Source organism: Collinsella sp. MSK.8.10, from assembly GCF_019041915.1.
Classification (GTDB): Bacteria; Actinomycetota; Coriobacteriia; order Coriobacteriales; family Coriobacteriaceae; genus Collinsella.
Window position 1 is genome coordinate 1 of the sequence record NZ_JAHPYF010000003.1, and the last position, 17,109, is coordinate 17,109.

General features: G+C 58.8%; 17 protein-coding genes and 2 tRNA genes. 12 read left to right on the top strand and 7 right to left on the bottom strand.

The genetic code is table 11. From position 1 onward, the window contains the following. Nucleotides 1–233: 233 nt before the first annotated feature. From KTF55_RS04345 to folB, 8 genes are all read left to right on the top strand, one after another. Nucleotides 234–1,967, top strand: a complete 1,734-nt coding sequence (locus tag KTF55_RS04345; RefSeq protein ID WP_138112044.1) for a glycoside hydrolase family 13 protein — start codon at nucleotides 234–236, stop codon at nucleotides 1,965–1,967. A gap of 132 nt (nucleotides 1,968–2,099) precedes the next feature. Beyond that, a tRNA-Gly gene (locus tag KTF55_RS04350) sits at nucleotides 2,100–2,175 on the top strand. A 3-nt stretch (nucleotides 2,176–2,178) separates the two neighbouring features. Continuing rightward, a tRNA-Val gene (locus KTF55_RS04355) sits at nucleotides 2,179–2,253 on the top strand. Between the two features lie 611 nt (nucleotides 2,254–2,864). Further along, on the top strand, nucleotides 2,865–5,087 hold the full coding sequence (gene nrdD, locus KTF55_RS04360; RefSeq protein ID WP_055309732.1) for an anaerobic ribonucleoside-triphosphate reductase: 2,223 nt from the start codon (nucleotides 2,865–2,867) through the stop codon (nucleotides 5,085–5,087). Nucleotides 5,088–5,514: 427 nt separating this feature from the next. Beyond that, nucleotides 5,515–6,096, top strand: coding sequence for an anaerobic ribonucleoside-triphosphate reductase activating protein (nrdG, locus tag KTF55_RS04365; RefSeq protein WP_022094398.1), 582 nt, complete (start codon nucleotides 5,515–5,517; stop codon nucleotides 6,094–6,096). A 66-nt stretch (nucleotides 6,097–6,162) separates the two neighbouring features. Then, the gene (folE, locus tag KTF55_RS04370) at nucleotides 6,163–6,720 is read left to right on the top strand and encodes a GTP cyclohydrolase I FolE (RefSeq protein ID WP_148332740.1); all 558 of its coding nucleotides are present in this window, start codon (nucleotides 6,163–6,165) and stop codon (nucleotides 6,718–6,720) included. A gap of 2 nt (nucleotides 6,721–6,722) precedes the next feature. Continuing rightward, nucleotides 6,723–7,304, top strand: coding sequence for an HD domain-containing protein (locus KTF55_RS04375; protein ID WP_022094400.1), 582 nt, complete (start codon nucleotides 6,723–6,725; stop codon nucleotides 7,302–7,304). A gap of 43 nt (nucleotides 7,305–7,347) precedes the next feature. Further along, nucleotides 7,348–7,833, top strand: coding sequence for a dihydroneopterin aldolase (folB, locus tag KTF55_RS04380; protein WP_138112053.1), 486 nt, complete (start codon nucleotides 7,348–7,350; stop codon nucleotides 7,831–7,833). A gap of 6 nt (nucleotides 7,834–7,839) precedes the next feature. Here folB and KTF55_RS04385 read toward each other — a convergent pair whose 3' ends face one another. Together KTF55_RS04385 and KTF55_RS04390 are read right to left on the bottom strand one after the other, a co-directional pair. Beyond that, nucleotides 7,840–8,616, bottom strand: a complete 777-nt coding sequence (locus tag KTF55_RS04385; RefSeq protein ID WP_217107719.1) for a M48 family metallopeptidase — start codon at nucleotides 8,614–8,616, stop codon at nucleotides 7,840–7,842. A 74-nt stretch (nucleotides 8,617–8,690) separates the two neighbouring features. Beyond that, nucleotides 8,691–9,704 (bottom strand): dipeptidase, encoded by a 1,014-nt coding sequence (locus KTF55_RS04390; RefSeq protein WP_117640822.1) that lies wholly within the window; start codon nucleotides 9,702–9,704, stop codon nucleotides 8,691–8,693. Nucleotides 9,705–9,824: 120 nt separating this feature from the next. On the opposite strand from KTF55_RS04390, the gene KTF55_RS04395 reads away from it, so the two are divergent. The 3 genes from KTF55_RS04395 (at nucleotide 9,825) to KTF55_RS04405 (ending at nucleotide 11,714) form a co-directional block, all read left to right on the top strand. After that, nucleotides 9,825–10,253 (top strand): peptidylprolyl isomerase, encoded by a 429-nt coding sequence (locus KTF55_RS04395; RefSeq protein ID WP_055286916.1) that lies wholly within the window; start codon nucleotides 9,825–9,827, stop codon nucleotides 10,251–10,253. 3 nt (nucleotides 10,254–10,256) lie between these two features. Continuing rightward, nucleotides 10,257–10,835 (top strand): urease accessory protein UreE, encoded by a 579-nt coding sequence (locus KTF55_RS04400; RefSeq protein ID WP_022094405.1) that lies wholly within the window; start codon nucleotides 10,257–10,259, stop codon nucleotides 10,833–10,835. 81 nt (nucleotides 10,836–10,916) lie between these two features. Beyond that, nucleotides 10,917–11,714, top strand: a complete 798-nt coding sequence (locus KTF55_RS04405) for an HAD-IIB family hydrolase (protein ID WP_217107720.1) — start codon at nucleotides 10,917–10,919, stop codon at nucleotides 11,712–11,714. A gap of 77 nt (nucleotides 11,715–11,791) precedes the next feature. Here the strand turns inward: KTF55_RS04405 and KTF55_RS04410 are convergent, their stop codons facing one another. From KTF55_RS04410 to KTF55_RS04430, 5 genes are all read right to left on the bottom strand, one after another. Continuing rightward, a complete protein-coding gene (locus KTF55_RS04410) occupies nucleotides 11,792–12,172 on the bottom strand; it encodes a Fur family transcriptional regulator (protein WP_217107721.1) in 381 nt (126 codons plus the stop codon). A gap of 61 nt (nucleotides 12,173–12,233) precedes the next feature. Further along, nucleotides 12,234–12,644: an acylphosphatase gene (locus KTF55_RS04415; protein WP_217107722.1), complete on the bottom strand. Its 411-nt coding sequence runs from the start codon at nucleotides 12,642–12,644 to the stop codon at nucleotides 12,234–12,236. Between the two features lie 2 nt (nucleotides 12,645–12,646). Beyond that, entirely contained in the window at nucleotides 12,647–13,753 is a 1,107-nt protein-coding gene (locus KTF55_RS04420) for a Gfo/Idh/MocA family protein (RefSeq protein ID WP_148332743.1), read from the bottom strand. 73 nt (nucleotides 13,754–13,826) lie between these two features. After that, the gene (gene rnhA, locus KTF55_RS04425; protein ID WP_148332744.1) at nucleotides 13,827–14,363 is read right to left on the bottom strand and encodes a ribonuclease HI; all 537 of its coding nucleotides are present in this window, start codon (nucleotides 14,361–14,363) and stop codon (nucleotides 13,827–13,829) included. Nucleotides 14,364–14,411: 48 nt separating this feature from the next. Beyond that, on the bottom strand, nucleotides 14,412–15,314 hold the full coding sequence (locus KTF55_RS04430; protein WP_148332745.1) for a LysR family transcriptional regulator: 903 nt from the start codon (nucleotides 15,312–15,314) through the stop codon (nucleotides 14,412–14,414). A gap of 273 nt (nucleotides 15,315–15,587) precedes the next feature. Here KTF55_RS04430 and KTF55_RS04435 point away from each other — a divergent pair, with 273 nt between their 5' ends. Next, nucleotides 15,588–16,898 carry an O-acetylhomoserine aminocarboxypropyltransferase/cysteine synthase family protein gene (locus KTF55_RS04435; protein WP_217107724.1) on the top strand — a complete coding sequence of 437 codons (1,311 nt, stop codon included), beginning with the start codon at nucleotides 15,588–15,590 and terminating at the stop codon, nucleotides 16,896–16,898. Nucleotides 16,899–17,109: the final 211 nt, after the last annotated feature.

The following is a 17,109-nucleotide window of genomic DNA, read 5'->3' on the forward strand; positions in this document are numbered from 1 at the left end:
GAGCACAACCTTGCCAAGGTTGGGGTCGCGGGTTCGAGCCCCGTTGTCCGCTCCAAACGTAACAGCCCGGCTACTACGGTAGCCGGGCTTTTTCGTACCCGTCGCCTGGGCTCGAACCCGCGAGGGAGCGATCGTTTTGGGGCGTGGCTGTGGCGTTGTTTGTCGCGAATGTCCGCTTTGGGCGTATCATCGTGGGCATCTCGCATAACCTCGTTGCAAGGGAGATACGCCCCATGGCTACAGAAAAGTCTTCTTCGCGCTCATGGATGTCCGATGCCGCGATCTATCAGATCTACCCGCGCTCGTTTAAGGATTCGACTGGTTCGGGTCTGGGCGATATCGCGGGCATTACCCAGCAGATGGACTATCTTGAGCGACTGGGTATCGAGGCCATCTGGCTGAGCCCGTTTTACCCTTCGCCTCTTGTCGATGGTGGCTATGATGTGGCGGACTACTGCGATGTCGACCCACGTCTCGGCTCGCTTGACGACTTCGATGACATGATCGCTGCGGCTCACGCGCGCGGCATCAAGGTCATCGTCGACATCGTGCCCAACCATTCATCCAACCAGCACCCCTGGTTCAAAGCCGCTCTTGCCGCCGGCCCCGGATCGCCCGAACGCGCCCGTTATATCTTCCGCGATGGTCGCGGCGAGCATGGCGAGCTGCCTCCCACCAATTGGAATGCCAACTTTGGCGGCCCCGCATGGACGCGTGTTGCGGACGGTCAGTGGTATCTGCACATGTTTACGCCCGAGCAGCCGGACTTTGACTGGTCATGCCCTGAGGTTCACGCGCTCTTTTGCGACGTCCTGGCGTTTTGGAGCGATCGAGGCGTCGACGGCTTTCGCATTGATGTGGCGCAGGGTCTCGCCAAGGATCTCGACCGCGATGACCTCGACCGGTGGCATCTCGCCGAGGGCGATGACATGGTTGACGACGGCACCCATCCGCTGTGGGACCGCAATGAGGTCCACGAGATCTATCGCGAGTGGCGCCGCGTGTTCGACCGCTATAATCCGCCGCGCAGTGCCGTTGCCGAGGCGTGGGTGCTGCCCGAGCGCCAGTATCTCTACGCGCGTCCCAGCGAGCTTGGCCAGACATTCAACTTTGAGTTTGCCAAGGCCACTTGGACCTATGATGACATGCACACTGCAATCGAGAAGGGCTTGAAGGCAGCCGTCGAATCCGATTCCGCCTCGACCTGGGTACTCTCCAACCACGACGTGCCGCGCGTGGCGACACGCTATGCCCTGCCGCAAATCAAGGCGACGCGCTACCACCAGATTGCGCTCGACTGGCTCTTGCGCGACGGGTCGTCTTATGACGAGGACCGTGAACTCGGCGAGCGCCGCGCGCGGGCGGCCCTTTTGCTTGAGCTGGCGCTTCCGGGCTCGGCATACGTGTATCAGGGTGAGGAGCTCGGCCTTTTTGAGGTGGCTGATATCCCGTGGGCTGCACTCGAAGACCCTACTGCGACCAATACGCACGGACCGAAGCGTGAGAAGGGGCGCGACGGCTGTCGTGTGCCCCTGCCGTGGGTGGCGGCGGACGATCCCGCGCATGGCGGATCGTTTGGGTTTTCGCCGGCAGACGCCGATGCGGCGCCCCATCTGCCGCAGCCTGCATGGTTTTCCGATTATGCTGCCGATAGGGAAGAAGTGGACCCGACATCGATGCTTGCGCTCTATCGTGACGCCCTCTGGCTGCGGCGCAAGCTGCGCGGGTGCGCCAACGATCTTGCGTGGCTCGATCTTGACGGGCGCACCGGTCTTGCGGATGGTGCCGAGGGCGCTGAGGGCGGCGTCATCGCCTATCGCCGCGATAACGGCTGGGCGTGTGTGACGAACTTCGGTGCAGCACCCGTGGAGCTGCCGGCGGGCAGGGTCCTGCTCACCTCATCACCGCTTGCAGACGGCAGGCTCGCGCAGGACAGCTCTGCCTGGATCATGCTCGGTGAGATGTAGGGGCATCTCGCTGTGAGCCTGCGTTTGTTCGCGCCTTTCGTGACGACTGATGCCCTCGCGAGAGCGTCGCAAAACTTTTCAAAAAAAGTTCTTGCATAGGATGCGGGCATCACGTAAGATTAATCCTCGTAAGCGGACATGGCTCAGTTGGTAGAGCACAACCTTGCCAAGGTTGGGGTCGCGGGTTCGAGTCCCGTTGTCCGCTCCATTTGGGCGTTTAGCTCAGGGGGAGAGCGCTTCCCTGACACGGAAGAGGTCAGAAGTTCAAATCTTCTAACGCCCACCAAATGTTCGCAGCTCAGAGGCTATGTCCTCTGAGCTGTTTTGTTTTGCTACCAAGCACGCCGTCAAATATGCCAGCAAATATTGATCCAAGGTCCCCGTAGAGGTGCCGGCAGGTTGCATACGTCCTGGCCGACCGTGACCGCAACATGTTGGTCAAGCATAATCTTTTGGATTCTTTTGGCGTGAGCGGCTTGGTTTTGGTAGGATTTGTCAGCGGCTTGACTAAGGGGGTTTTATAACTGCCATGCAGGTAGCCGTGTTGGTAACGTTTTACCGACTTGCCAAGAACCCCTCATAATTAATGCGTCTGCAAAATGACTAATTGCTTTGACCTGCTGAAACACTATATGTTGTGTTTGACCTAAAAAAAGAATACAGGATATAGATGCCTCTTTGTCGTATGATAGATGGCGGACAGAGAACGAGGACCTTATTCGCCCCATTTGGATGGATCTTCGAGCCCCTTGATTGGCTGCGAGGATTGTCCGCATGAGGGCCTATGGTTTTCGAAAACACAGATTGCGCGACGGCGCCGCAAGACAGGGGCAAGCCCTGCCGGGCATCGTTTGGCTCTGAAGCGCAATACGATTTCGACGCGAAAGAGGCAAGAGGATGAAGATCATCAAGCGCAGCGGCACCGAGGTTGTCTTTGACATCGATAAGATTGTCAATGCCATCCGCGCCGCAAACTTGGAGGTCGAGGAGAGCTCTCGTCTTACCGACCGCCAGGTGGTTTACGCGGCACAAAACGTCGCCGAGGCATGCGAGAACGCGGGCCACACCGTGTCGGTCGAGGAGATTCAGGATCTGGTCGAGGACGAGATTATGCGTCTCGACTGCTACGAGGTCGCTCGCCATTACATCATCTATCGCTATGTTCAGAGCCTGAAGCGCCAGAAGAACACGACCGACGACAAGATTCTGTCGCTGATTGAGTGCAACAACGAAGAGGTCAAGCAGGAGAACTCCAACAAGAACCCGACCGTCAATTCCGTTCAGCGTGACTACATGGCCGGCGAGATCTCCAAGGACCTGACCCAGCGTGTGCTGCTGCCCCAGGAGATTGTGGATGCTCACAATGAGGGTCTGATTCACTTCCATGATTCGGACTACTTTGCCCAGCACATGCATAACTGCGACCTGGTGAACCTGGAGGATATGCTCCAGAACGGTACTGTTATTTCGGGCACGCTGATCGAGAAGCCGCACAGCTTCTCGACTGCCTGCAACATCGCGACGCAGATCATCGCTCAGGTTGCTTCCTCCCAGTACGGTGGCCAGTCGATTTCGCTGACCCATCTTGCCCCGTTCGTCGAGGTGAGCCGTCAAAAGATTCGCGGCGAGGTCGCCCGCGAGCTCGAGGAGCTCGGCGTTTCCGCATCTCCCGAAAAGGTCCGCGAGGTTGTTGAGGACCGCCTGCGTGACGAGATCCGTCGCGGCGTTCAGACGATTCAGTATCAGGTCGTGACCCTTATGACCACGAATGGCCAGGCGCCGTTCGTGACGGTCTTTATGTATCTCAATGAGGCCCGTACGCCCCAGGAGAAGCATGACCTTGCCATGATTGTGGAGGAGACGCTTCGTCAGCGCTATGAGGGCGTTAAGAACGAAGCCGGCGTGTGGATCACCCCGGCGTTCCCCAAGCTCATCTACGTGCTCGAGGACGATAACGTTCACGAGGATTCCCCGTACTTCTACCTGACTCAGCTGGCTGCGAAGTGCACCGCCAAGCGCATGGTGCCCGACTACATCTCCGAGAAGAAGATGCGCGAGCTCAAGCTGTCGAAGGGCGAGACCGCGGGCAACGGCGACTGCTATACCTGCATGGGTTGCCGCAGCTTCCTGACGCCCGACCGCTCCGGTAACGGATTTAACAACGTGGCCAACGCGCTGAACTATGACCCGAACAAGCCCAAGTACTACGGTCGCTTTAACCAGGGCGTTGTGACCATCAACCTGCCCGATGTCGCGCTGAGCTCGCATCAGGACATGGATAAGTTCTGGAAGATCTTCGACGAGCGCCTTGAGCTGTGCCACCGCGCCCTGCTGTGCCGTCATGAGCGTCTGATGGGTACGCTTTCGGATGCCGCACCGATTCTTTGGCAGTACGGTGCCCTCGCCCGCCTGAAGAAGGGCGAGACGATCGACAAGTTGCTCGTGGGCGGTTACTCCACCATTAGTCTGGGTTATGCCGGCCTGTATGAGTGCGTTAAGTACATGACGGGCCACAGCCACACCGAGAAGGAGGGCACGCCCTTTGCCATGGCCGTCATGCAGCGCATGAACGACAAGTGCGCGGAGTGGAAGGCCGAAAGCGATATTGACTTCTCGCTGTACGGTACCCCGCTTGAGTCGACGACCTACAAGTTCGCCAAGTGCCTGCAGCGTCGTTTTGGCATCATCCCGGGCGTGACGGACAAGGGCTACATCACCAACAGCTACCACGTCCACGTGTCCGAGGAGATCGACGCATTCGACAAGCTCAAGTTCGAGGGTATGTTCCAGCAGCTTTCGCCGGGCGGTGCCATCTCCTACGTCGAGGTTCCCAACATGCAGGACAACCTCAAGGCTGTCATTCGCGTGATGCAGTACATCTACGACAACATCATGTACGCCGAGCTCAACACCAAGAGCGACTACTGCCAGGTGTGCGGCTACGACGGTGAGATCAAGATTGTCGAGGATGACGGCAAGCTGGTGTGGGAGTGCCCCAATTGCGGCAATCGTGACCAGGAGAAGATGAATGTCGCCCGTCGCACGTGCGGTTACATCGGTACCCAGTTCTGGAACCAGGGTCGAACCGAGGAGATCCGCGACCGCGTGCTGCATCTCTAATACCGCTCCGGGGCTGAACCGAGAGGGCCGCTTGGGCATTTGCTCGCTATTTCGGACAGTCCTGCGCAAGACGAAGGCCACATTAAGTGGCCTTCTTTGCGTGCGGAACTCATATCGAGCAAATGCCCAAGCGGCCCTCTCGGTTCAGCCAAGTTGACGTAGCTGAGATGCAGCGCGCGGCCTGCTCGCTCCTCGAAGTTCTTAGCGGAAATAATTCGAGCTGCAGCTGCGATTTACTTGCGATAGCGGTTGAGCTGCAACAAAGTTTTTATTGGACCTCGAACCCTATACTCGATGTTCGCTTCGTTCATTGAGTTACCCTTTGCATGAGGCCGGGACATATCGTCCCGCCCGCAGTTTCGCAGGCCGAAGGCCGAGAATGTTTGAGGACGGGATGATATGTCCCGGCCTCCCGGGAGAGTTACCTATGAACTACGCGAACATTAAGTATTTCGACATTGCTGATGGGGAAGGCGTTCGTACTTCTCTGTTTGTGAGCGGGTGCCGTCGCGGGTGCAAGAATTGCTTTAACTCCGTCGCGTGGGACTTTGCTGCGGGCGAGCCGTTCGATCGCGCCGTCGAGGACAAAATTATCGAGAGTCTCGATCATCCCTTTATCGATGGCCTGACGATTCTGGGTGGCGAGCCCATGGAGCCCGAGAATCAGGCGGGGCTTGTTGACTTTATCGAACGCGTGCGTGCGGCCTATCCCGCGGGGTCGGGCAAGACCATTTGGTGCTTTACCGGCGACGTGCTCGAGGAGCTTATGCCGGGTGGTCGTCACCATACCGAGGCGACGGACCGTATCCTTGCCTGCCTCGATATGTTGGTGGATGGCCCGTTTGTTCAGGATCTGTACGATATCTCATTGCGTTTTAGGGGCTCGAGCAATCAGCGCGTGATTGATATGAACGCCACGCGCGCCCGTGCTGTGCGCGAGGGCGTTGCGCTTTGCGACGCTGTGGAGCTTTGGCGGGACGATCCGGTCTATTCGACCCATACTATGTAGCTTGTGGCCGATGCCAAAGGGCGTGGTACCATAGCGCGAACGCAAAATCGGAAAAGTGAGGCCCAGATGGTCGATCAGGAAAAAGTCGAGGCCGCCATTAAGCTGTTGCTTGAGGGCATAGGCGAGGACCCAACTCGTGAGGGCCTGCTGGAGACCCCGGCGCGCGTTGCCCGTATGTATGGTGAGATCGCCGGTGGTATGGACCAGAGTGCCGAGGAGCACCTGTCCAAAACCTTTGCCGTCGCTTCGAACGATTTGGTTATCGAGCGCGACATCACGTTTTACTCGCTGTGCGAGCATCATCTGCTGCCGTTTTACGGCAAGGCTGCCATTGGCTATATCCCCAACGGCCGTGTCGCAGGGCTTTCCAAGCTCGCCCGCACGGTTGAGGTTTATGCCCGCCGTCTACAGCTGCAGGAGCAGCTGTGTGCGCAGGTTGCCGACGCTCTCATGGATTATCTCGCTCCCCGGGGAGCGATTGTGCTCATGGAAGCCGAGCATATGTGTATGACCATGCGCGGCGTGCAAAAGCCTGGCACCAAGACCGTGACGCTCGCTCGCCGCGGCGTCTTTGAGACCGATCCCGCGCTCGAGGAGCGTTTCTTTAGGATGCTGGGACGCTAACTATGAGAGTCGTCAACGACTTTGCATCGAAGACCGATGAGGGGACGTCACGTCGCGGCTTTATGGCTTCGGGCTTGGCTCCCTTTGGTGCCATGCCTCGCATTGATTACATTTGTGCCAACGGGCTGTTCCGGCGGCATCTGGGCAACATTGCGCAGTTGGAATCGGGGCGCATCTTCTGCCGCCACGGTATTGACCATCTGCTCGATGTCTCTCGCATTATGTGGATCAAGAATCTCGAGGAGCAGCTCGAATTTGACCGCGAGGTCATCTACGCCACGGCACTTCTTCACGATATCGGCAAAGATGAACAGTATGAATCGGGTATATCCCATGATGTTGCAAGCGAACGCGTCGCTGATGCGATTCTCGGCGGCATGCCCGATGACGTGGCGTTTGAGCCGGCCGATGCCGCAGCCATTAAGACGGCCATTCTGGGCCATCGAAAGCTGCGCGTGAACAGCCAACCGCTTGAGCGTCTGCTCTATGCAGCCGACAAAGCGTCGCGCGCCTGCTTTGCATGCCCCGCGCGCAATGCTTGCAACTGGAGCGATGATAAAAAGAACCTGTCGATTCGCGTGTAGTTAGTTTGCGCGGTCGGGGTTCTAAACGAAGGAGACGATCGCGATGAGCAACAAGAAACTGCCCGAGAATGCAACCAAGACTGAAGGCGCCGAGCTCGCCCGCCGTGGAAGGGGCGAAATATCCACCGCAACGGCGGTGCCCCACGTGAGCTATGACGACCTTCGCCATGCCGACCGCATCACCGTTGAAGGTCTTGAGGTTTTTGCTAACCATGGCGTGTATCCCGAAGAGAACGCGCTGGGCCAGAAGTTCATCGTGTCCTTGGTACTCTATGCCGACCTGCGTGCAGCGGGGGAGCACGATAACCTGGACGCCTCGATTGACTATGGCTCGGTGTGCCACGATGTCGATGGCTATCTGCGCGAGCATACGTTTAAGCTCATCGAGGCTGCAGCTGAGGGTGTGGCCTCGATGCTGCTGCGTCGTTACCCCTTGCTGCTTGGCGTGCGCGTTAAGCTCGATAAGCCTTGGGCGCCCGTCGGTCTTCCCCTGGCAAGCTGCGGTGTCGAGATCGAGCGCGTGCGCTAACCGGTTCTAATATGTCTCTATGGGTGGCTGCTTGAGCCGCTGGGACAGTGCTCTATTGTTGGGGCAGTACGTGTCGAGCAGGGCGTGAAACCGCTGATTGTGGCTTGGCTCGAGCAAGTGGACGAGCTCGTGGGCGACAACCATGTCAAGGCACTCGACGGGGTAGGCGGCAAGTTCTCGTGCGATGCGAATGGCGCCGGTTTTGGGCGTGCATGATCCCCAGCGCGTTTTCATGCTGCGCACGGAAACGCGGGAAACGGCGACACCCATTGCGATTTCGTATGCGTGCACCATATCCCGCAGCGCCGATGTGACTTCGGACGTATAGAGCTGGTCAATATGGGCTTGGATCTCACTGGGCGTTAAGCCGTCGAGGGGCGCGTTCCACTTGGCCTGCGGACGTTCGTCTGGCTCGTCGGTACCCATAAAGCTTGCGAACGTGGCTTGTTTGGGCCGCGGTGCGGGTGACTTAAAGTTGTGATCGAGCGCATCTTGTACCGTGATGGGCTTGCCCCAAAGTGCAATGATGGACGAGGGGCTGAGCGGCTCTTGCGCCGTCGCCTGACGTTGCTCGCGCTGGGCAAGCCGGCTGATAATCCAGGCGCTGTTGCGCTTCACAAACGCTTCGATACGCTCGCGGCTGGCGCCGAGCGGTGCGCTGGCGTGGACCTCACCGCTCGATGTGACGCGCAGGTTGAAGTTTTTGACGCGCTTTTTGGTAACGACGACGGGGATGGGAGTCCCATCCGGTTGGGGTAGGAAAAGCGTAAATTGCTGCGTCAAAAGTGGTCCTTCAGATTGGGGACGGGCCGGCATGTCGACCGTTCGGCATGCCGGCCCGCTCAGGGGATGTGAAATTAATAACGCTCAAAGAAGGCAAGGGCATTATCGCTGCAGAGCTTCTGCATCACGGTCTTGCCAAAGTGCTTGGAGAGCATGTTCTGGAACTCGGGCATCTTGCTGGCATCGGAGAGGAAGGCGGGCACCGTGGCACCGTCCCAGTCGCCGCCGAGCGCGATGACGTCCTCGCCGCCCAGGTCGAGCCAGTGCTCGATATGTGCCGCCAGCTGGTCGAAGGTGACGTCTGCGGCTGTCTTGTCGGTTGCGTCGTTGGAAAGGAACTCGCTGCAGTAGTTGAGGCCGACGATGCCACCCATGTCGCGAATGGTGCGGAACTGGTCGTCGGTGAGGTTGCGCTTAACGCCGCAAACTGCACGAGAGTTGGAGTGGCTGGCGACGAAGGGACGTGTGGCGTGGGCGACAACCTCGTCAAAGCACTCATCGTTGAGGTGGGAGACGTCAAGCACCATGCCGGCGTGCTCCATCTGCGTAAGTGCCTCGATGCCGGCGGCGGTGAGGCCGGCGTGGGTATCGTGTCCGCTCGCGAGCGGTCCCTGCGCATTCCAGCTGAGCGATGACATGAGTACGCCCAAGCTCTTGAGCACCTCGATCAGCGCGGGGTCCTCGGCAAAGAACGTGGCGTTTTCGATGGTGTGGATGCAGGCGACCTTGCCGTCTTTGAGCGCGGGGCGAATGTCTGCCGCGCTGCGTACGTTGACCATGCGGTCGTGGTTGAGCATTGCCTGGCCGCTCATATGCGCCATGATCTGCGCCTGGAAGCGCGCGGCGTGGGCGGTGGGAATCTCATCGGGGACAAACGTGGCGAAGCACTGTGCCCATGGCGTGTTGCCGATCTTTGCGAGCGAGATGGCGCAGGCGTTGCCCTCGATGAGGTCGAAATCTTGCGGATGCGTTTCGTCGCCGGGGAAATAACCGTCGGTGCCGGCGGTAAAGCGCAGGTCGAGATCGAGCGTGGCCCAGCCGATGCGGTCGGCGGTGTCGCAGTGTAGGTCAAATACGGGATATGCCATGGTTCCTCCGGTTGCAGCGTTTCTTTGCAAACTGTCATTGAATTGTATGACTAGGGTATAGTTAGCGCCATATGTTCACGGCGGCCCGCGTTGTGCGCCGCCCTTATCACGGAGGTTACCATGTCCAACCAGGGCAAGAAGGTCAAGACTCATTATCGCGGCACGCTCGACGACGGCACGCAGTTCGATAGCTCCTACGATCGCGGCGAGCCGCTGGAGTTCACCTGCGGCGCCGGTCAGATGATCAAGGGCTTCGACGCCGCTGTTGTCGACATGCAGGTGGGCGAGAAGAAGACCGTGCACATTCCTGCTGCCGATGCCTACGGCGAGCACAATCCCGAGATGGTTATTACCTTCCCGGCCGAGCAGGTTCCCAACATCGAGCAGATCGAGAAGGGCATGAAGCTCTTCCTGTCCACGCCGAGCGGCATGCCTGTCCCCGCCGTCGTCATCGACGTAACGCCCGAGGCTGTGACGCTCGATGCCAACCACGAGCTTGCCGGCAAGGACCTCAACTTTGATATCGAGCTCGTCGAGGTCGAGGGTTAGAGCATGCCTGAGCGCTTGGTTTCGACGACATGCTTGGGAAATCTCAACGATCCGTCCTATGAACTTCTGCTTCGCCGGAAGCTGGGCGGCGTCTTTGAAGTTGACGAGCTACTGCTCGATTGGGACCAGGCTGATGTATGCGCGTTTGTGGGCGTGACGGAGCTGGGGCGCACGGTCGATGTTCGGCTGGATACTGCCGACGGCGGTCGTTTTGTCGACGGCGACGTGCTCGCCGTCGACCGTTCGGGCGTGGTGCCCGTGGCGGTTGTCGTGCGCCTGCGCAGCGCCGAGGTTTATTTGGTCGAAGTTGACCGCATGGACCCGATTGCGCTCGCGCATGCGTGCTGGGAGATCGGCAATATGCATGCGCCGCTTTTTCGAGGCGATTCGGACGAGTATACCGTGCGCATGTATACGCCGGTGCAGCCTGTTTTGGGCCGCATGCTCCGGGGCGTCGAGGGCGTTCGGCTCTCGACGGTTACCCGTGAACTCGATTCGGACCGGCGCTTTGCGTCGAGTGCGGCGGATGCCGTTGTGAGTATGGCACCAGACTTTACGATCGTAAAGAAGGCGCGCGGTTAACGTGCGTATAAGTAAGGCGGACTTTGAGAGACAACTATTCAAAGTCCGCCTTTCTGTTGATGAGATGCTGTGGGGGAGCATATGGGTCTTGAAGGAATCAAGCTGATTGCATGCGATTTGGACGGCACGTTGCTGCATCCGGGGGAGCGCGAGCCGCGTTCCGAGGCCTTTGAGCTCATCGATGAGCTGCATCGTCGCGGTATCGTGTTTATGCCGGCGAGCGGCCGTCAATATGCGAGCTTGCGCTATCTGTTTGCCCCGGTGGCCGATGAGCTCGCCTATGTATGTGAAAACGGAGCCCTGGTGATGAGCGAGGGACGTGCCGTTGTCAAGCGTTCCATGGAGCGTAGCCTTGCTATGGATATCGCGAATGCCGTGGTTGCGTATCCCCATGCCGACGTGACCCTTTCGTGTGAGGGACACCTCTACACCATGAGCGGCAACGATGCGTTCGTCGATCATTTGCGCTATGAGGTCCACTGCGATGTGGCGGTGGTCGCCCGCCCCGAGGACATCGACGAGGACGTCATTAAGATTGCCTTCCAGACGCCCGAGGTGGATCAGCCGGCGGCCCTGGAGTATTTTGAGCGCCTCTTTAGCGACCGTGTTGACGTGATGACGTCGGGAACCGAATGGACGGACTTTATCGGTTTCGGTTCGGGCAAGGGCTCCGCGCTTGCCGATTACGGTCGTGCCCTGGGTATTTCGCCCGATGAGATGATGGCGTTTGGCGACAATGAGAACGATCGCGACATGCTCAACGTCGTGGGCCATCCCTATCTGATGGAGAGCTGCAACCCCTCTATGCGTGGCATTAACGACCGCGTCCGCTACGTGCGCACGGTCGAAGAAGAGCTGCGTCGTCTACTTGCTGAGTAGACATTTGGGACATGTCTAGGAATCTACTTTTTGCTGCAAAGTGCGGAAAGGTGGATTTTAAGGCATGTTCCAAACATCTACCGGCAGTCGGGGCAGAGACCCTTGAAGATGGTGTAGTGCGACGTGACGTGCCAGCCGATTTGCTCGGACGCTTTGGCGTCGAGCTGGGCATCGAAGGGGAGCGGTACGTCGATGACGCGGCTGCATGAGGTGCAGATGATATGTGCGTGCGGCTCGATCGTGCGATCGAAGCGGCTGCCGCCCGGCGTCTTGATGGAGAGGATCTCGCCGGCGTCGGCCAAGAGATTGAGGTTGCGGTAGACCGTACCGCGGCTGATTTTGTCATCCTGCGCGCGCACGACGTTGTAGATTTCGTCGGCGGTGGGATGGTTGTAGCTTTGGCGCACGGCGTCAAGAACCAGCTTTCGCTGCTTGGTATTCCTTCTTTGCACCGCCATGCGCCTCGCCTCTTTTCTATCAACGGTCGTAGGTAAATGATACCGTATTTAGCACACAATACTAATAATGAGGACTGAAACCGTCTTCATTGGCAAGTGGGGCTCGGGCCTGGGCATCTACAAGGCGAAAACGCGTTCCCATGCGCTCGTAGGAGGCATGAAGTGCCTCGAGATGAGATAGGATGTCTGCCGGAGCTCCCTGTATCTCCATCTCGACTGAGCCGTCTTCCATGTTACGCACCCAGCCGGTGAGTGCGCGTGCCTGCGCGAGGTTGGTGTTGGTAAAGCGAAAACCAACGCCTTGGACTTGCCCCGCCCAGCGCAGGAAATAACGCAGGGAAGTGTCTTGAGTGGCCTCGTCGCTTGCAAGCACGGTAAGCCTGCGGCGCAGCTCGAGCTCGACGTTTGACGGTTTTTGAGGCTCTCGACTGCCGCCGGTGACGCTGGAGAAGAACGTATCGAAGAGGCCCATCGCTATGCCTGCTTGCCTGCGTCGGCCGGGAAGGTTATGCCGGCCTGCTGACGCACGGCATCCATGATGCGTAGTGAGACGAGCGTGACATCGCGGTAGTGGCCAAGCTCGTGGCGTCCCGCCGGGGTCTCCCAAATCTCTTCCTTGACGTTATCGATGCCGCCGATGGCGGTGATAAAGTCTGTGAGTTCGTATTCCATGGTGTTGCTCGATTTGGGCAGGTCGAGCACGCGGCCGTTGTCGCCCTGTTCGCGCGGCGCCTCGGTCGCCGAGCCGCGTACGACGTCGCCGCGATAGTCGATGCGGACGTTGCGGGGCGTTGACAGATGGTCAATCTGGATAGTGCCACGCTCGCCTTCGATCTGCGAGGGCAGTAGGTCATTCGTAATTTTGGAGTGCGCGAGCTCGACGGAGATGCGGCCTCCGCCATAGCTGGCGAGGATGGAACCGCAGCCGTCGATGGGGCCGTGCGTGAGCTGTCGCGTGGTGGGGTCGAGCAGAGTAGTCATGCTCGTAAGGCCGGAGGGCATGCCGAAAATCTCGACCATGGGCTCGACGGCGTAGACGCCAATGTCCATGAGGGAACCCGATGCCATATTGCAGTCGAAGATATTGGTGGCGCGTCCCGCGAGAATCTCGTTGTAGCGCGAGGAATACTTGCCAAAGCGCAATGAGGCGCGGCGGATGGGGGCGATCTCGCCCAGGGCGTCCTCGATGGCGTGGAAGGCGGGATCGTGGAGGGGACGCATGGCTTCGAGGGCCACGACACCTGCTGCCTCGGCAGCGCGGAAGACTTCCAGCGCCTGCGCTTCGGTGGCGCAGAAGGGTTTCTCGACGATGACGTGCTTGCCACCGGCGATGCAGGCAAGGGCCTGCTCGTAGTGAAGTGCGTTAGGGCTGCCGATATAGACGGCGTCGACGTCGGCGGCTACCGCAAGCTCATCGAGTGACGTAAAGTTTCGCTCACCACCGCGCTCGGCGGTAAAGGCAGTACCGCGATTGGCGTCGCGTGAAAGCGTGCCCACAAACGCGGCTTGGTCGTTGGCGTTGACGACCTGGATAAAGTCGTCGGTAATCATGGATGTGCCGATGGTTGCGATACGCAACATGTGTCCCCCTTGCGTTGTTTGGCTTACAGGACGAGTGTAGCGCGGGAGGACACAAAAGCGTGCGAAAACGCCGTTACAGGTCGCTCTCGTTAAAGCCGGCGTCGATATCGAGGTTGCTGCCGTCGGCCGCCGTGGTGGCAAGCTCGTCGCAGCGCTCATTGAGCTCATGGCCGGCGTGGCCCTTAACCCAGATGAACTCCACTTTGTGTTTGCTCTTTGCGGTGAGCAGGCGCTCCCACAGATCGCGGTTCTTGACAGGCTGCTTGTTGGCGGTCCTCCAGCCTCGTTTTTTCCAGCCGTCAATCCAGTGTTTGTTGAAGGCGTTAACGACGTACTGCGAATCGGAATGGACCTCGACCTCGCAGGGGCGGTTAAGTGCCTCGAGCGCCACGATGACCGCCATGAGCTCCATGCGGTTGTTGGTGGTCTTGGCGTAACCGCGCGAAAGCTCGGAGGTGAAGGTCTTGCCGGCGGGGTTGGTGTATTTGAGCACGGCGCCGTAGCCGCCGCGTCCCGGATTTGATCGGGCCGAGCCGTCGGTATAGATGATGACCTTCACGGGCTTCCTTTCGTTGGGTACGTTTCGTGTGAGTGACCATTGTAGCGCCATGCCCGCCGGGGGCTAGCAATCTACGATTTCTATCCCGTCTTCCGACAGTTAGTTGGCATGGATGATGCGGTTGAGCTCGTCGAGGTATTGCTGCAAGAGGGGAGAGGGCTTGCGCTCGTCGTGCATGATATAGCCTACGTGCATCGTTGGGGCGTCTGCTAACGGGATCGATGCCATACCCCATTGCATTTCATTGGAGAGGACACCGGTCGACAGGGTGTAACCGTTCGACGTGATAAGTAAGTTAGTAAGTGTTCCGCGGTCCGAGATTCGTATGTTGCGGTCGCAAGGGATATAGCTAAAAGGTTCCTCGGCGTAATAGAAGGAGTTTGAGGTTCCCTGCTCAAAGCTGTAGCGCGTATAGGGTGTGAGGTCGGCAAGGGACAGCTGCGGGCGGCGGGCAAGCGGGTGGCGCTCGCTAACGAAGACGTGGACCGTCGCGTCGAATAGGGGATGGAAGCTCGCGCGCGCATCGGCAAAAGCCTTCTGCAGAACACGGGCGTTAAAGTCGTCCAGATACAGGATGCCGATGTCGCTGCGAAACGCGCGGACGTCATCGATGATCTGCGATGTGGTAGTCTCGCGCATGATGAACTCGAACTTGCTGTCGCGGCAGCGCTCGACCACGTTGACAAAGGCCTCGACCGAAAAGGCGTAGTGCTGGGCGGAAATGGCGAGGCGGGCTTGCGGGGTGCCGCCGTCCTCGTAGCGCGCCTCGAGCATATCGGCCTGCTCTACGACCTGGCGCGCATAGCCCAAAAGCTCGGTGCCGTCGTTGGTGAGCGTGACGCCGCGGCTGGAGCGCGTAAAGATCTCCAGGTGGAGCTCCTGTTCCAGGCTTTTGACGGCGTTTGAGATGCTGGACTGAGCGGTATAGAGGCGCTGAGCTGCGGCATTGATTGAGCCGGACTCTGCTACGGCGATCAGGAAACGAAGCTGCTGGAGGGTCATCGGCGCCATCCTTTCGAGTGTTATCTATATAACCGATAACAGGTTAGCGCTTTTAAGTGATTGACCGAGGGAAACAATGCTCGTACTATTCAAAACACACAAAGGCGGTAGGTAATTAAGCCAAACACGGAACCGGGATGTGAAAGGAGGCCCGCATATGAATTGCTTACCAAGACGAATGCCGGGCTCCTGTTTGCGCCCGTCGGCGTGATCAGGAGACAGCGACTTACTTCTCTCTAATTTATTAACTTTTGTTCGATCAAGGAGATCATCATGAGCCAGTTCATCAACAACCCCGAGCACACCTTTGGTTTCGATACCCTGCAGCTTCACGTTGGCCAGGAGAGCGCCGATCCCGCATCCGACTCCCGCGCCGTGCCTATCTACCAGACCACGAGCTATGTGTTCCGCAACTCCCAGCACGCCGCCGATCGCTTTGGTCTTGCCGACGCCGGTAACATCTACGGCCGTCTGACCAACTCCACCCAGGGCGTCTTCGAGGACCGTATCGCCGCACTCGAGGGTGGTGTGGCAGGTCTTGCCGTCGCCTCCGGTGCTGCTGCCATCACCTATACCCTGCAGGCTCTTGCCCAGGCCGGTGACCACGTGGTGGCTCAGAAGACCATCTACGGTGGCTCCTACAACCTGCTGGAGCATACGCTCTCCCAGTTTGGCGTCGAGACCACCTTCGTCGATGCCCACAACCTGGACGAGGTCGAGGGCGCCATCAAGGACAACACCACGGTCATCTACCTCGAGACGCTCGGCAACCCCAATTCTGACATCCCCAATATCGACGCCATCTCCGAGATCGCCAAGAAGCACGGTTTACCGGTTGTCGTCGACAACACCTTCGGCACCCCGTATCTGTTCCGTCCGCTGGAGCATGGTGCCAACATCGTCGTCCACTCCGCAACCAAGTTCATCGGCGGCCACGGCACCTCGCTGGGCGGTGTGATCGTCGACGGCGGTAACTTCGATTGGAAGGCGAGCGGCAAGTATGAGCAGATCGCCGAGTCCAACCCCTCCTACCATGGCGTCTCGTTTGCCGAGGCTGCCGGTCCCGCCGCCTTCGCAACCTATGTCCGCGCCATCCTGCTGCGTGACGAGGGCGCCTGCATCAGCCCGTTCAACGCTTGGATCCTGCTCCAGGGCACCGAGACTCTGTCGCTGCGCGTTGACCGTCATGTCGAGAACACCAAGAAGGTCGTTGAGTTCCTGGCTGGTGATAGCCATGTCGCCAAGGTGAACCACCCGAGCCTGTCTGAGCACCCCGATCACGAGCTCTATCAGAAGTACTTCCCCAACGGCGGTGCCTCGATCTTTACCTTTGAGATTAAGGGTGGCCAGGAGGCAGCTTGGAAGTTCATCGACCATCTGCAGGTCTTCTCGCTGCTCGCCAACGTGGCCGACGTCAAGTCGCTCGTCGTGCACCCGGCTACCACTACGCACTCCCAGCTCTCTGCCGAGGAGCTCGCCGAGCAGAACATCACGCCCTCCACGATCCGTCTTTCCATCGGTACCGAGAACGCCGAGGATATCATTTGGGATCTGAAGCAGGCCTTCGCCGCGCTGGACGAGTAAGGCGACTTGTGCAAGGACCCCTTGCGACTCGATAGGTATAACTGCATAAAATGCCTGCTCAAGGCGCCTGTGCGAACAATGGTTGCACAGGCGCCTTTTTTGCATAGAGCGGGTGCAAAAACAGGGTTTTTGGCATGCTTTATGCAATCGAGATGTGGAAAACTCCTGTTAAGAGGATGTGAGTTTTACGCAATTGACGTGCGCCTTTTGA